Origin of the sequence: Lacticaseibacillus sp. 53-4, from assembly GCF_016861805.1 — a bacterium.
Lineage (GTDB): Bacteria > Bacillota > Bacilli > Lactobacillales > Lactobacillaceae > Lacticaseibacillus.
Genome location: NZ_BOLT01000023.1, coordinates 1 through 13,930, shown reverse-complemented (window position 1 = coordinate 13,930; position 13,930 = coordinate 1). Strand labels below are relative to the sequence as shown.

At 56.6% G+C, this 13,930-nt stretch carries 14 protein-coding genes; 4 read left to right on the top strand and 10 right to left on the bottom strand.

Translation table 11 applies throughout. The features are described from left to right. Position 1: 1 nt before the first annotated feature. Together JUF21_RS08885 and JUF21_RS08880 are read left to right on the top strand one after the other, a co-directional pair. Positions 2 to 973 carry an amidohydrolase family protein gene (locus JUF21_RS08885; protein ID WP_203664044.1) on the top strand — a complete coding sequence of 324 codons (972 nt, stop codon included), beginning with the start codon at positions 2 to 4 and terminating at the stop codon, positions 971 to 973. 12 nt (positions 974 to 985) lie between these two features. Continuing rightward, positions 986 to 1,735, top strand: a complete 750-nt coding sequence (locus JUF21_RS08880) for an SDR family NAD(P)-dependent oxidoreductase (protein ID WP_203623864.1) — start codon at positions 986 to 988, stop codon at positions 1,733 to 1,735. A gap of 84 nt (positions 1,736 to 1,819) precedes the next feature. Here the strand turns inward: JUF21_RS08880 and JUF21_RS08875 are convergent, their stop codons facing one another. The 3 genes from JUF21_RS08875 to JUF21_RS08865 form a co-directional block, all read right to left on the bottom strand. Continuing rightward, on the bottom strand, positions 1,820 to 4,348 hold the full coding sequence (locus JUF21_RS08875) for a M1 family metallopeptidase (protein WP_203664042.1): 2,529 nt from the start codon (positions 4,346 to 4,348) through the stop codon (positions 1,820 to 1,822). A gap of 93 nt (positions 4,349 to 4,441) precedes the next feature. Then, positions 4,442 to 5,392 (bottom strand): acetylxylan esterase, encoded by a 951-nt coding sequence (locus JUF21_RS08870; RefSeq protein WP_203623866.1) that lies wholly within the window; start codon positions 5,390 to 5,392, stop codon positions 4,442 to 4,444. Between the two features lie 2 nt (positions 5,393 to 5,394). Further along, on the bottom strand, positions 5,395 to 5,718 hold the full coding sequence (locus JUF21_RS08865) for a PTS sugar transporter subunit IIB (RefSeq protein WP_203623867.1): 324 nt from the start codon (positions 5,716 to 5,718) through the stop codon (positions 5,395 to 5,397). 177 nt (positions 5,719 to 5,895) lie between these two features. Between JUF21_RS08865 and JUF21_RS08860 the strand changes: the two genes are divergently transcribed. Beyond that, entirely contained in the window at positions 5,896 to 6,507 is a 612-nt protein-coding gene (locus tag JUF21_RS08860) for an ECF transporter S component (RefSeq protein WP_125754608.1), read from the top strand. An 80-nt stretch (positions 6,508 to 6,587) separates the two neighbouring features. Here JUF21_RS08860 and pnuC read toward each other — a convergent pair whose 3' ends face one another. The 3 genes from pnuC to JUF21_RS08845 all read right to left on the bottom strand — a co-directional run bounded on the left by pnuC (position 6,588) and on the right by JUF21_RS08845 (position 8,375). Beyond that, a complete protein-coding gene (gene pnuC / locus JUF21_RS08855) occupies positions 6,588 to 7,355 on the bottom strand; it encodes a nicotinamide riboside transporter PnuC (protein WP_203623868.1) in 768 nt (255 codons plus the stop codon). A 134-nt stretch (positions 7,356 to 7,489) separates the two neighbouring features. Continuing rightward, positions 7,490 to 7,813, bottom strand: a complete 324-nt coding sequence (locus JUF21_RS08850) for a hypothetical protein (RefSeq protein WP_203623869.1) — start codon at positions 7,811 to 7,813, stop codon at positions 7,490 to 7,492. A gap of 211 nt (positions 7,814 to 8,024) precedes the next feature. Then, positions 8,025 to 8,375, bottom strand: a complete 351-nt coding sequence (locus JUF21_RS08845) for a DUF2200 family protein (protein WP_203623870.1) — start codon at positions 8,373 to 8,375, stop codon at positions 8,025 to 8,027. A gap of 201 nt (positions 8,376 to 8,576) precedes the next feature. Here JUF21_RS08845 and JUF21_RS08840 point away from each other — a divergent pair, with 201 nt between their 5' ends. Next, complete coding sequence (locus JUF21_RS08840; RefSeq protein WP_203623871.1) at positions 8,577 to 10,061, top strand: glycoside hydrolase family 1 protein; 1,485 nt, start codon at positions 8,577 to 8,579, stop codon at positions 10,059 to 10,061. Between the two features lie 104 nt (positions 10,062 to 10,165). Here JUF21_RS08840 and JUF21_RS12055 read toward each other — a convergent pair whose 3' ends face one another. The 4 genes from JUF21_RS12055 to JUF21_RS08820 all read right to left on the bottom strand — a co-directional run bounded on the left by JUF21_RS12055 (position 10,166) and on the right by JUF21_RS08820 (position 13,856). Continuing rightward, entirely contained in the window at positions 10,166 to 11,035 is an 870-nt protein-coding gene (locus JUF21_RS12055) for a DUF5110 domain-containing protein (RefSeq protein WP_203623872.1), read from the bottom strand. Next, entirely contained in the window at positions 10,986 to 12,632 is a 1,647-nt protein-coding gene (locus JUF21_RS12050; protein ID WP_203623873.1) for a TIM-barrel domain-containing protein, read from the bottom strand. The genes JUF21_RS12055 and JUF21_RS12050 overlap by 50 nt, the downstream gene beginning before the upstream one ends. Positions 12,633 to 12,678: 46 nt before the next feature. Continuing rightward, entirely contained in the window at positions 12,679 to 13,296 is a 618-nt protein-coding gene (locus JUF21_RS08825) for a hypothetical protein (RefSeq protein ID WP_239061440.1), read from the bottom strand. A 224-nt stretch (positions 13,297 to 13,520) separates the two neighbouring features. Further along, on the bottom strand, positions 13,521 to 13,856 hold the full coding sequence (locus JUF21_RS08820; protein WP_203623875.1) for a hypothetical protein: 336 nt from the start codon (positions 13,854 to 13,856) through the stop codon (positions 13,521 to 13,523). Positions 13,857 to 13,930: the final 74 nt, after the last annotated feature.

Genomic DNA, 13,930 nt, shown 5'->3' with positions numbered 1-13,930 from the left:
CATGAAACTAATCACAGTCGAAGAACATTACGATACGGACGCAAACATCGCGCAGTTCAATCAATACTCAGAAGTTAAAAACAACAATCCGTTCCAGGATCAGTTAAAGCCGGACTTAGTCGATTTCAGCCGAAAAGTCGCGTACATGGACGCGCATGGCATTGACTTGCAGGTTATTTCTGACGCCGGCAATTCGGCGCAGGTCCTGCCTGACGCCTATGCTGTCGATGGCGCCCACACCCAAAACGAAACATTGGCGGAAAACATCAGTCACTACCCGACCCGCTTTGCCGGCTTAGCCACCTTACCAGCAAACACGCCGGACAAAGCCGCTGAGGAACTCGAATACGCCGTGACCAAACTCGGCATGAAAGGCGGCATCATCAGCGGTTCGATCAATGGGCAGTTTTTGGACGATCCCAGGTTCGAGCCCATTTTTGCCGCCGCCGACAAGCTGGGGACGACCCTGTACCTGCATCCTGGCGTCATTACAAACGACCAACGGGTCATGTTATATGACAGCAAGGCTTATCCAGCTGCGACTGCCAGCATGATGGCCGGTGCAATGTGGGGCTGGCACATGGAAGCTGGGATTCAAATCATGCGCATCATCACGGCCGGCCTTTTGGAAAAGTACCCGCACTTCAAAATCGCGTCCGGGCACTGGGGCGAGTTCGTGCCGATGTTTTTGGAACGCATCGATGGGTTCAGCGGCATCGTCACCAAGCTACCACACAAGTTCTCTGACTATTACAAGCGTCAGGTCTATATTTCACCCTCTGGCATGTTCACGGCGCCGCAGATGCAGCTGGCCCTGACGGAGATGGGTGCCGATCACATCATGTGGTCCGAAGACTTCCCTTATGTAAAATCCGGCGATACCACCCGGGAATTCTTGGCTTCTGCTGACCTGACAGACGCACAGCGCGACGCCATCGCCCACGGCACTGCCGAAAAGGTATTTGATCTGTAAGGAGGATTGTTCATGGCTGATTCGAAAATTATTACTTTGATCACTGGCGCCGATAAAGGCATCGGGTTTGCCACTGCCAAGGATTTGGCTAGGGCAGGCCACCACGTCCTGATCGGGGCGCGCAACCAGGCGCGCGGGCAGCAGGCTGTCCAAGCCATACGTGCCGATGGCGGCACCGCAGACTTCGTCCAACTGGACGTGACCGATGACGACCAAGTCAAGGCGGCTGCGGCCAGGATTCAGGCCGATTACGGCTATCTCAGCATCCTGATCAACAACGCCGGGATTGCGGTGGACGCGCACCAAAAGCCTTCTCAGCTGCCAATCGACCAGATCCGCAAAGACTTTGAGGTCAACTTCTTTGGTCTGGTCCGAGTCACGCAAGCCATGGTGCCGCTGCTGCGGGCGGGCAAACCGGCCAAAATTGTGAACGTCACGTCCAACATGGGCTCATTCGGCCTGGCCACCGATCCTAACTCCCGCTTCTATCAAGTTTCTTCGCTGGGCTATCAGGCCTCAAAGGCCGCGGCGAACTTTGCCACCGTCGACTTTGCCAAGGAATTGGGCGATGAAGGCATCACCGTCAACTCCGTCAATCCTGGTTGGACGGCTACGGGCTTTGGCGGCCGCGACGAAAGTAAGCCCGCCATTCCCGGTATGCAAAGCATTCAAGAAGGCGCCGCTCAAGTGGTTAAAATGACCACTACCAGCAGCAAGCAGACCCTCACCTTCACCGAAACAGCCGGCCCGCTGCCTTGGTGATGGACTCACCCTGATGCTGAAAAAGGCTCCTGACCTCAACGAATAATCGTTGAAGATCAGGAGCCTTTTCATATGTGAAATAGGTTACTTCAGCGCGTCTGCCACTGCCTGGTTCACAGTTGCCTGCTGGCTTTGAATCAACGCCACCCGACTGGTGATCACGCTGGTGTCCATCTTGATCTCGCGGCCAAGCCCTGGCACGTCGATCTTCGGTTCAAAGAAGGCCTTGAACTCATCCAAGCGCTGCTGGGTCCGGAAGACGCCGGCAGTCACGGTGATGTAAGTCGTGAACTCCATGTCGCCGCCGACAGTTTCGTTCAGCCAGCCCCAGTTATCGCGCAGCCAGTCCCAAGCGAGCTGTTCGCCTTTCGGATTGGCCAAAACGCCGCGGTACCAGCTCCGCAGATCCTGCGGCTTAATGGTATCAGGATCCTTGTACAGCGCGATGATCTGCTTCAGAACGGCCTCGTCATCACTAGCCGGCAGAGCCTGCGCCAATGCGCTCTTCACGCTTGGGTCAACGGCCTTGCGGTAAGCGTCAAGCAGCTGATCAGCCAACTGAGTGCTGCTGAAGTGCTCAGTCTCGTTCGCCAAAATAGCGGTCCGGGCAGATGCCGGCAAGCTCGCCACGTCATCGGCGTGTTGCTGGAACAGCTCGTGCTCCTGAGCAATTGTATCCGGGTTTTCAGCATAACCGGCAGCGCCCAGGATCCAGTTGCGGGTCAACTGGTCGTCCACCGATTCACCGGCCTTTTCAGTTAGGCCCAGGCGTGCGTACTGGCCAGCGGACAGCTGGTTGTAAAACGCCTTGAGCTGCTTTTCTTCGGCAGAATCCGGCGCCACAAACTTGCGCAGCTGACGGGCCGCCTGGTAAATCGCCGTGTTGACGATGTTGGACTGGCTGTCCTTGAACCGCTTCAGCAGCGGCACAACGGCGGCATAAGTCGTCACACCCGCTTCGGCCTGCAGGCGCGTGTCTTGGATCAGCTGCAGCTTGGTGGTCGGATCAAGCTGGTCCGCGTCTTTCAAGATGTCGGCTAACAGGGCATCATCGTACTTCACGATGAAGTGTGAGTTGTTGCCAACGTTCAGACGGAACGGCTTGCCTTCCTTGGCGCGCAGGTCGGCATACTCGCCTAGGACAATTTCCTTGTCCTTCATGATTTGCGGCGCTTCGGCATAGTTGCTTTCCAGCGGAATCTGCCACTGACGGCCAACGTCTTTTCCTTCGCCGATGAAGAATTGCTTCTGGCTCAAGGTCAGCTTGCCATTGACGACCTTCGCGGAAACAACCGGGTAACCCGGCTGCTCGAGCCAGGAGTTCATGATTGCCCCGACGTCGAGGCCGGACGCATCGCCCAGCGCTTGCCAGAGGTCAGCCCCCTTGGCATTGCCGAACTTGTGGGCGTCAAAGTACGCCTTCAGGCCCTTACGCAGCTTCTCGTCGCCGAGCAGCGCGCGGACCATGACCAGCATGCGTGAGCCCTTCGCGTAAACAATCGCGCCATCGAACACGGAATCGATGTCGGCCGGGTCCTCAACGGATACATGAACGGACTGAACAGCATCGGTGGCGTCACGCTGCAAGGCGGCTGGAACTTCAGCGACTTGGTACAATTCCCAGATGCGCCAGTCCGGCTGCAAGGCGTCGACACTCAGGTATTCCATCATGTTGGCAAACGACTCGTTAAGCCATAGGTCGTCCCACCACTTCATGGTGACCAGATCGCCGAACCACTGGTGGGCCAGTTCATGCGTGATGACCGTCGCCACATACTGCTTGACGGACAGCGACGTGTTGTCCGGATCGATCAAAATGGCGGCTTCACGATAAGTGACTAAGCCCCAGTTCTCCATGGCGCCGGCAGAAAAGTCCGGCAGCCCCAGCTGATAGGAATGCGGCAGCGGGTACTTGGTCTGGTAAAAGTCTTCGTAGAATTCGATGGCGCGCTTGGCGATGTCCAGGGCAAAATCGAGTTCCTTCGGCTGGTGCGCCTTAGTGGCAAACACCCCGATTTCAACCCCGGACTTGGTCTTCGTCAGTTTCTTTTGCATGTCGCCAAAAGCAAAGGCAATCAGGTAAGTGGACATGCGCAACGTCGTGTCAAAGTAGTGCACGCCGTTTTTGACCTTTTTCTCCGGCATGTTGGCGATGATGATATCTTCCGGCTTTTCGTCGAACTTAATGGCAACATCGAACGTTGCCTTGGCCTCTGGCTCGTCGACCCCAGGAAAGGCCTGGCGCGCCGCGGTGGACTCAAACTGCGTACCAATGAGTTCCTTCTTCTGGCCGTCAACGGTGTAGTAGGACGGGTAAATCCCCATCATCGAATCGGTGAGCGGCGCGCTGTAAGCAATCGTCAGCGTCGTCTCGCCCGCTGCAGGCAGCGTGATGTCAAACTTCTCGTTAGCGTCATCCACTGTAAATGGCACGTCTGCGCCACCTGCTGTGACTGACTCAATTTTGAGGTACTTTTGATTCAACGCGATCTGCGCTTCAAGTGCCTGACCAGTAACAGTGGTTTTGCCCACAATGGTCTTCTTGTCCCGATCGATATCAAGGTACAAGTCGTAGTGTGAAGGTTGGAACATTTCGTATAAGTGTTTTGCCATTATTTCCCCTCCGAAATTTCAGTGTGTTTTCATTATAGCCTATTCGAGCGCCAGATGCGCCGCTTCGGCTCAAGTTCATCAGCGCCAAGCAACCTAATCCATGAAAAAGTCCCGCACTTCGTCGGCGACTTTCGGCAAAAACTCGTGCCCGTACTCGGGCAGCACATAGAGCTTCTTATCGCCAGCCAGCTTGTTATACGCCGCAAACTGCGCCGGCACCGGGACCACCTGGTCCTGCAGCCCCATCCCCCAAACCACTGGAGTCTTGATGGCCGCGGCAAAATGCTGCACGTCGATGTACTCCAGGGTATCAAAGAACTGGGCCTCGCGTTTGTGCAGCGGGTCACGGTACTTAAACCAGTACGCCAGCTGATCGTAGCCATTGGTCTCGGCGCCCAACTGGTAAGCCTTTCGATAATCACACAGGAATGGGTAATTCACATAGGCCCGGTGAATGGTGGGCACGAGCCCAAGCGTCGCCAAGGTCAGGCCGCCGCCTTGCGAGCTGCCGGTCGCGTAAAGCCGAGAAGCGTCCACGCCGGGCATCCCCGCTAAAATATCGGCCGCCTCAGAGCAGTCGAGGAAAACACTGCGGTAATACAAATGCGCCGGCCCACCTTCCACGCCGCGGATGATCAGCCCTTTCAGTGTGCCGCCTTTGGTTTTTGTCGTGTCCTCGCTGGGCCCACCTTGCCCGCGGACGTCCAGCGCCAACACCACAAACCCTTCGGCGGCCCAGCCAAATTTCTCGGTGAAGTCGCCGGCATCTACGTGATAACCGTGAAACATGAGCAGGCCCTTGTGCGGCTTGCTGGGATCAAAGGGCTTAGGCATGATCAGCTGCGCGTGGATGCGCGCATTGCCGACGCCGGTGAACCACAGGTCATAGGCCTGCGCCACGCGACTTTTTATCGCGACTGGCGTCTGCTGAACATCCGGCGCCAATGCGCGCATTTCCTTGAGGCCGCGTGCCCAAAATTCGTCAAAATCTGCGGGCCGCTGCCCCATGCCGCGATAATCTTTAAACTGCTTAATGTCGATCATGGTTACTTACCCTTCGCCTGGTCAACTAATGACAGCGCGGTTGCCAGCACCTTCTCACCGTTCATGCGGCCGTAATCCATCATGTTGATGGCCTGAACCGGTACGGGCAAGTCAGCCTGCAGCTTGCGCACGGCATAGCTCACCTGCGGCCCGATCAGAATGACGTCGGGATTATATTTGCCCACTTGTGACTCCAAACCATTGACCCCAATTGCCGTGATTTCAGCATCGACGCCTTGGGCTTCGGCAGCCTTCTTCATCTTTGTCACCAATAAACTACTAGAAAATCCGCCAGCACATGCCAGTAAAATATTCACTTTTGCCATTTGAAGTCCTCGCTTTCTTTACAGGATTAGAGTAGCTTTCCACTTAATTGATTGCAACCGTTTTCTGGAAACTTTCCACCCGCATTTTTTCCATGTTATTGAGGCCCTAATGACATCTTTGTCCGGACAGGGTATACTCACTTTTAACCAGAAAGAAAATGTTTGGAGGAAACGCTTATGGGCAATCGTTCACGGGCCTACCGGGTCAGCATGCAGGCGCTGTTTCTCGCGCTGATTGCGGTGCAGACCATGGTCCCGATGCTGGGATACCTGCCGCTTGGCTTCGTTAATCTGACCATCATTCACATCACCGTCATTATTGGCGCTATCATGTTCGGCCCTGGCGAAGGCCTCTTGATCGGCACGGTGTGGGGTGTGTTGACCATCGTGCGCGCCTACACTGCGCCAACCAGCCCCATGGACACCTTGGTGTTCACCAATCCGCTGGTATCCGTCGTGCCACGCATGCTGGTCGGCGTGTTTGCCGCGCTGACCTTCTGGGGCGTGTACAAGCTGTTCAAAAAAATCGCCATTGCCAGCGTTGTGGCGGGTGCCATTGGCTCCTTGACCAACACCGTGCTGGTCCTGCTGGCGATGGGCACCCTTTACACCGGTCCGGTCGCCTCGGCGTACAAGGTGTCGACTGGCGCCTTGGGTAAGGTGCTGGGCGCAATCGTCGTCACCAACGGCGTCCCTGAAATGATTGGGGCGATGATCATCACCCCGCTGATTGTCGGCGCCTTGGTCGCTGCAACGCACATGCGGCCGTGGCGGGCAGCCAAAAATTAATTATTGAAGTCAAAAACAGTGTCTCACCATCGCGGTGGGACACTGTTTTTTTCGTCATGATCGAATTTGACCAGGCGCCTCTACTCTTGGTGCTGGGCGAGGTAATTCTGCTTATGGAACCAGGCGACACTTTTATCGAACAGGGAGACCATATCGTTGGCGAAGTACAGGATGTAGGTGAAGAACAACGTCAGATTCGCATCGCCTTGCAGTGCCGTGACGCCCCACAGCACGATGGAAAAAATGCTTTGAATAATCCAGAAATAATACTGATTGGAAAAGCGCAAAGTCGCCAGCAGCGAGCCCGTCACCCCGATGGTCCCGGTCAGCGCATCAATGACCGGCCGCGGCGAGATGAATAAGTGCGTGTCCATGGCGTACAGCAGCCCGAACACGATGAGGAAAAATGCGGCAATCCCGAGGTATGCCCGCAGCCCGACGTCTTTGAGCTTGCGCACACGCGCGCCGACGTTTTTGGCCCAGCTCGGCATCAGCAGCACTGGGATGTCCAGCAACACGATATAGGAAAGCTGAAGCACCACATCCGCGAAGTTGCGCGCCTGGGCCGCCACCAGAATATAAATAATGGCACTGGTCAGGCCGAACACCCCGTTGAGCGGCCGCACGTTAGTGATCGAGATGGTGCAGGTGAAGCCCAGCATGCCCGCCAGCATCGTCAGCACGCTGAGCACGGTCAGCTTGTTCACGATCGTGGTACCCAGGATCACACCCAGCCCAAACATCAGCAGGATATAACTGGAGAAAGTCCAGCCGCGCATCTGTTGAACATACCAGCGGGGATCGAAAATACTTGTAATTGCCTTATCTTGGTCACGTGAATCTTTCATTGGTCAGCCTCCGTTTTTTGGAAAGTGCGTGATCAATTATAGCCGGTAACAGCCGGCGCATTCAACGTTGACATCCCTTCTAGGCAGTGTTAGCGGTCGATGAAAACTGGGTATAGGCTGCGCGAAAACTCCTGTCACACAAAATAATCGGTCCGCTCGTCGGGCAACCCCAGATGCGCCGGAGTCGTCGTCCGCTCCCCTTTCACTAAGGCAACTGCGACGCGCACAGCATTCTCCGGACTCAGCGCCAGGACATGGTCATCATCCCACATCCAGCCCGTCCGCTGACCCACGCGAAATTTCAGCACCTGGCTGTGTGAGCGGTCCACCGCTGTTAACATCACCGTCGGGTCCTTGGGGTCAGCCGAGTCCTGCGCCACCACGGTGTACAGCTCAAGGCCATCAAACTGATCATGAAGCACTTCACAAACCGCATCGATCACCTGCTGATTCGTCAATCAGGCCACCCCCAGACGGCCTCATTATAGCAGAAAATTGAACACGTGTTCGTTTTCGGGCGTCATTTGCCCATCCGAGAGACGCCAAAGATAGACCGAATCACCTCTAAGCACGAGGTCAACCAGATCCTGGAGACAGCAAGCGCCACGGCATACGACGTCGTGGCACTCAACAGATTATTCTATAAAACGAAAGGCAGGGACATTACGATCACAGCTGCGCCACTTGCTGAATCTTCTCCACCGGTTTGCCCTTAGCCAGCTCGTCGACCACCTTGTCCATCTCCCGAACGCGCCGCATTAGCGGATCAGCGATGGTTTCGACCCGAACGCCGCAGATCATCCCGGTGATCTGGCCAGCCTGCGCGGACCAGTTGGCCTGCGCACAAAAGTCTGCCACCGAAAGGGCCGCCGGCAGCGTGGTGAAACTTTGCGCCGGCCAGCCGGTCAACCAGCCCAGCACGGCATCCAGCTCCGCCTGCGTGCGCCCCTTGCGGCGGCATTTTTGCAGGTAGAGGTCATAAATCTTGGCCATTTTCATCTCACCGATTGGTTTTGCCATGTTGACCCTCCTTTGGCATCGACAATTTATTGACCTCAGTATACCGACTGCCGGGCGAGCTGCCAACCACTCGCGAGCTAGCTGTGACAAATTTAAAACAGGTGTCAGGATGCACTTGGCTTGCGCATTCCCCACCAAACTTTGATACAATGAAAGCGGTTAGAAAATTTGTAGGAATAACTACACTGATGGAGGTTGAACATGAGTTTTCCCAAAGGATTTCTGTGGGGCGGCGCCACTGCCGCCAATCAATACGAAGGCGGCTTTGATGAAAGCGGCAAGGGCCTGACTGCCGTTGATGTCACGACAAACGGCTCAGCAACTGAGCCCCGTAAGGTCACCTGGAAAAAAGCGGATGGTACCACCGGCTTTTCGCCGATGGTCTGGGGCAGTGACTTTTCCGTGCCGAAAGACGCGACCCCAACGGTGCTGCCGGACTACTATTACCCGAGCCATGGCGGGACCGACTTTTATCACCATTACCAAGAAGACATCGAGATGCTGGCCAAAATTGGCTTCACCACCTTCCGCTTCTCCATCGCCTGGAGCCGCATTTTCCCGACTGGCGAGGAAAGTGAACCCAATGAAGCCGGGCTGGCCTTTTACGACAAGGTGATTGACGAATGCGTGAAGCACCACATCGAACCTTGCATCACCTTGCAGCACTACGACACCCCACTGGCACTGGTACAAAAGTATGGTGGCTGGAAAGACCGCAAGCTGATCGACCTGTTCGAAAAGTACGCGACGGTGGTCTTCAAGCGCTACGCCGGTAAAGTTCACTACTACACGACCTTCAACGAGATCAACGCCATGGACGAAGCGCCCTACCTCGGCGGTGGGCTCACCGACCCGACCCCACAAAACCGCGCGCAGGGCGCCCACAACCAGTTTGTCGCGTCCGCCAAGGCGGTTCGCGCGGCGCACAAGATCGGCCAAGGCATTCAGGTCGGCATGATGCTGGCCTACCAACCGGTTTATCCGGAAACCTGCAACCCGAAGGACCAGGTCGCGGCAATGCTCAACATGGAGCGCGGCCTGTTCTACGCCGACGTCCAAGCGGGTGGCGAGTATCCTAAGTCCCGTCTGATTCAATATGAGCGCGCGGGCATCAAGCTGGATGATGCGCCTGAAGACTACGAACTGCTGAAGCAGTACCCCGCTGATTTTCTGAGTTTCTCCTGCTACACCTCGTCAGTGGTCACGGCCGACCCGAGCCGTGATGAGAATGCCCAGGGCAACTTGGGCGGCGGCACGGTCAAGAACCCGTACCTGGAAACCAACGCGTGGGGTTGGGCCACCGATCCTGACGTGTTGCGACTGGCCTTGAATACCTTGTGGCATCGGTATCACAAGCCGCTGTTCATCGTTGAAAATGGTCTGGGCTGGGCCGATGAAGTCGCGGCAGACGGCAAAATTCACGACGACTACCGAATCAACTACCTGCGCTACGCCGTTCAATCCATGAAAGACGCCATCACTGAAGACGGCGTCGACCTGATCGGCTACGCCCTGTGGAGCGCGATCGACCTGGTGTCAAACGGCACGGGGGAAATGAAGAAGCGCTACGGTCTGGTTTACGTCGACCGCGACGACTGGGGCAACGGCAGCCAGCGCCGCACGCCGAAGGATTCCTACTACTGGTACAAAAAAGTCATTCAATCAAATGGTGAGGACCTGGCCTAGATTCAGGTCTCTGTCCCATCAGCGAGCAGCCAGTCATGGCTGCTTTTTTGTTTCACCGGCAAAAAAGGCGCAGCCCCAACACCGGGACTGCGCAGCAGAATTCGTTAATCGGTCGTTTCAATCGTGACCCTAGCGGTCTGATTGGCCCGGTCGAAAACGCCTAAATCAACGGTCACCCCACGCTGCTTACGTGAAGCGGCCAGCGGGTCATCCGCCCGCAGACCAAACGTCACTGGTGCGGCCACAGTCTGCCCATCGACGGTCACTTGGACCTTGGTCGGTTCTTGGCTGAGCGGCACAAAGAGCTGAAGCGGCTGATCAGCGCTAGCCCCTTCATAGTGGCCGACCCGCGGGTGGACTGTCACCGTGACGGTTTGGCCTGCGGTTTGGCCTTCAATCGGCGTGGTCGCAAAGTCGCCCTTAGTGTATGCCATGGTGTGACCGTCATCTTCGTACCAGGTGAAGCGGCCCGGAGCGCCTGGAAAGTACTCGATCAAACGCGCCGACTCTTCCGCCGCCGGATTCTGCGCCGCGTGCTGGGTGACAATCAGACTGCCGGCCTTCACGAACACTGGCAGCTGCGCCAGGGGCGTGGCCACCTCGGCATACGTCCGCCCACCGGCCAGTTGGTCGTTAGACCACAGATCATACCAAGTGCCGGCAGGCAAATAAAGGCTCGGCCGCGTATCGGCGCCGTCTGCCTGCAACTGATAGGCGTCCATGATCGGCGCCACGAGGAACGAGTCCCCCAGCATGAATTGGTCGGCCAGTGCGTGGCCCAACGTGTAAGGTGTGGGTTCAGCCCAAAACGTCGGCCGGACGATTGGCGCGCCAGTTTCTCGGGCTTCATGCGCCAAGGTGTAGAGATAAGGAATGAGCGTCACATGATAGCGGGCAAAGGCGCGACAAATCGCCGCAAAGGGCTCACCAAACTGCAACCCCAGCATTTTCGGGCGATCGCCCCAGCCGTCCATCGATAAAAAGGTCGCGGACGTACACCACCGGATCAGTGCCGGCGTAAATCCCGTCGACATCGCTAGTGATATTGGGATTGCCGGACAGGCCAGTACTCAAATAGGTCCCGATGTGCGCGCGGAGGTTGGCCCAGTGACTGCCAGCCTGATCTCCTGACCAGACGACAGCACTGCGCTGGCTGCCGGCCCAGCCGTCAACCGTGTAGGTCGTGGGCCGCAAATTGCGCGCTCGCATCAGCCGGCCGATTTTTTCCGTTGCGTTCAGGCCGAAGGTGTAGCCCTCGCCGACCCAGGCGACGTCGGTTTTGGCCGCTGCAACGCCAGTATCGAGCTCCTGGGCAAAGTCGCGCTCCCCCTTTTGCGGGTGGGCTGGGTCCTCAGGGGTCAGGCGTTTTTGCGTCCACAACCCCGTCTGCACCCCTTGCGCTTTGGCCCAGCTCACGAAGGCAGCCAAGTTCGCCAAGTCGCCGGCAAACGAGTCTGTCTGGCCGTACCCGGCGCCGTAACCGTCATTGGGAAAGATCGTCCCCAGCGGCATCCCCACGGCTCGGTATTGGTCAAGCACCGCCCGCGCCGAAAACGGGTAGTCGTGCTCACCGTTGAGACTTTCGTGGATCGCGCGTTGCGGCATGCCGTCCGCACCAGGATCAACAAAGGTCACGTGACCTGCACCTGGCACATTTGGCACCAGCGTGCGCCCGGCCACCGTGATGGTCCCAGGCCGCTTGCCCGTGTTGAACGACTCTGGGTTGACGGGCTGATACTCTTTGTAATAGTGCCCGGGTGTCACCTCGACGGCCCCGGCAGAGTCCTTGGTCACTGCTACCCAATAATCCCGGTTGTAAGCATTGAGGTGAACCGGATAAAACCCAGCCCATGGCATCAGCTCGGGTTTACCCGTCAACTCGTGATACCCGTGAATCAAAGCCTGTGGTGTCTCGCCCAGAATCATATAAACATCCCACACCGGATCGTCATGATGGACGCGGACGCCGTGGTGCGGATTGGAAAAATCATATTCGCCCTTCGTGAAGGTGTTGACCAGCAGACCAAACCCGGCCGTGCTCCAGAAAAACGGCACCGGACTGGTGACCCCGCCTTGCGTCCACACGTTTTGGTTCGCGATCTCGACGATTTGGTCGGCCAGCGAAATCACGCCATTGCGGGTGCCGCCGCCAAAAAAGGCCGCGTCGTCTGCCGTGTGCCAGACCTGCGTCCAGCCGTCATCGTCAAAAGTCGGCAGGCCAAAGGAAAATTCAGCTTGGCCCCCGGTGACCAAAAAGCGTCGCCGCTCGACATCAAAGCGCAGCTGGTACTCGCCAAGCTGAACACTCAGCGGCGCGAAGGCGGCATCAAACGGTCGCTGTTCGTGATCGATCACGATTGGCGCCTCAAACTGCTGGCCTGACCCACCGGAAGCCACCGTCTCGTCGGCGTGTTTTTCAACGGCAACGGCGCCTGGTACGGTGGGGTGTTCTGGCCGACTGCCGGCATATGCCAGCAGATGAATGACGTGATCATTGACCGCTGTCATTTCATACTGGTGCACCGCCTCGGTAAAGCCGATCTGCTGCGGGTCTAAGCTGATTTTTTCCATTATTGAGCCTCTTCTCATGATAAAAAAACGACTACCAACGCAGTCGCTAAACTTCCAAATGGCGGTGCTTCAGGCTGGGAAACACGACCCGGTCGGCCGCGGCAATTACAAACCCTTGGCAGAGCAGCGAAAACGCCGTGCCGATATTGATCGCGTACAGCTGCCGCGTGATCAGAAAACACACCAGACTGATTGCAATCGGCGGGATGAATGAGATTGGCTGCGCCACCGCGGCACGGCCGTGCAGCCACTTGAAGCGGATAATCTGCATGAAGTCATCATTGGGGTGCATGATCACGTTGACCCGCTGATAAATTGAGATGGCCACGCCGATGCAAACCAGGCCGAAGAGATCCAGCAGCACGCGCACCGCCAGCGGCCAAGTCTGAATCGGCGTCAGCTGCAGCAAAGCGGTAAAACCGGCGACAACATACGAGAACAGGAACATGTAAATCAAGTTGCCTAGCACTCGCCGCCAGTCAAAGCGGCCGAGAAATAACACATTAGTCGCCGTGACCGCGACGCCTTCAACCAAAAGCACGACCAGCAGCGACCAGTGCAGCGTGTGGGTCAAGTTGACCGCCGACGCCGTCCACAATGCCGAGCCAAGATTCATGCACACGGTCAGGCCGTTGCCGAACCCGTTGAGTAAAATCGAAAACACGAGGTAAAAGCCCAGCTGGGCGGTCGTTGCATCGTGCTGGTGAGAATCAGAAGAAATAATGCGGCAGGCTCCTTTTCAATGCTTTCAGTATAGCGAGCCGCTGCCAGCAAGGAAACCTTTTCATCTAAAAATGTCGCAGCAGCTGTCGACCCCTTTGGTCAAAAAACTTGACCCAGCAAAAAAGCGAGCCCCATGACTCGCTTGCTTCCACAGCTAAAAGTGCTTTACGGCTTCACGCCCACTTGGGTCGGCACGACGTAAATCGCCTTGGCCGCTTTCGCCGCCGACATCCCGCGACTTTGTGCGTAACGCATGAGCAAGCCCGCATACTGGGCGAGCTCTTCCTTGGCGGTAAACCACAGGCCGTCTGCCGGATCATCACTCCAACTCAGCAGGATCGAATTGCTATTGTTTTCATCCTCGTGGACATCGGTGAGAAATTTGATTCCCGATTCATCGTCCAACTTGACCCCCAAGTTAACAAACGTGACGAGCGCCGGCAGCGCAGATGAAGGAATATCAACGTAAGATGGGTAGGTATCAAAGGCAATTTTTCGCATCCTCAATTTTCAAGTCAAGTGCAACGATGATAACGAATTCTTGATAGTGGTCTAGGCTGTTACGCCATGCATCG

Coding starts and splice junctions, on each gene's coding strand:
- JUF21_RS08885 (WP_203664044.1), top strand. CDS start 2: ATGAAACTAATCACAGTCGAAGAACATTACGATACGGACGCAAACATC.
- JUF21_RS08880 (WP_203623864.1), top strand. CDS start 986: ATGGCTGATTCGAAAATTATTACTTTGATCACTGGCGCCGATAAAGGC.
- JUF21_RS08875 (WP_203664042.1), bottom strand. CDS start 4,348: ATGGCAAAACACTTATACGAAATGTTCCAACCTTCACACTACGACTTG.
- JUF21_RS08870 (WP_203623866.1), bottom strand. CDS start 5,392: ATGATCGACATTAAGCAGTTTAAAGATTATCGCGGCATGGGGCAGCGG.
- JUF21_RS08865 (WP_203623867.1), bottom strand. CDS start 5,718: ATGGCAAAAGTGAATATTTTACTGGCATGTGCTGGCGGATTTTCTAGT.
- JUF21_RS08860 (WP_125754608.1), top strand. CDS start 5,896: ATGGGCAATCGTTCACGGGCCTACCGGGTCAGCATGCAGGCGCTGTTT.
- pnuC (WP_203623868.1), bottom strand. CDS start 7,355: ATGAAAGATTCACGTGACCAAGATAAGGCAATTACAAGTATTTTCGAT.
- JUF21_RS08845 (WP_203623870.1), bottom strand. CDS start 8,375: ATGGCAAAACCAATCGGTGAGATGAAAATGGCCAAGATTTATGACCTC.
- JUF21_RS08840 (WP_203623871.1), top strand. CDS start 8,577: ATGAGTTTTCCCAAAGGATTTCTGTGGGGCGGCGCCACTGCCGCCAAT.
- JUF21_RS12055 (WP_203623872.1), bottom strand. CDS start 11,035: ATGGACGGCTGGGGCGATCGCCCGAAAATGCTGGGGTTGCAGTTTGGT.
- JUF21_RS12050 (WP_203623873.1), bottom strand. CDS start 12,632: ATGGAAAAAATCAGCTTAGACCCGCAGCAGATCGGCTTTACCGAGGCG.
- JUF21_RS08820 (WP_203623875.1), bottom strand. CDS start 13,856: ATGCGAAAAATTGCCTTTGATACCTACCCATCTTACGTTGATATTCCT.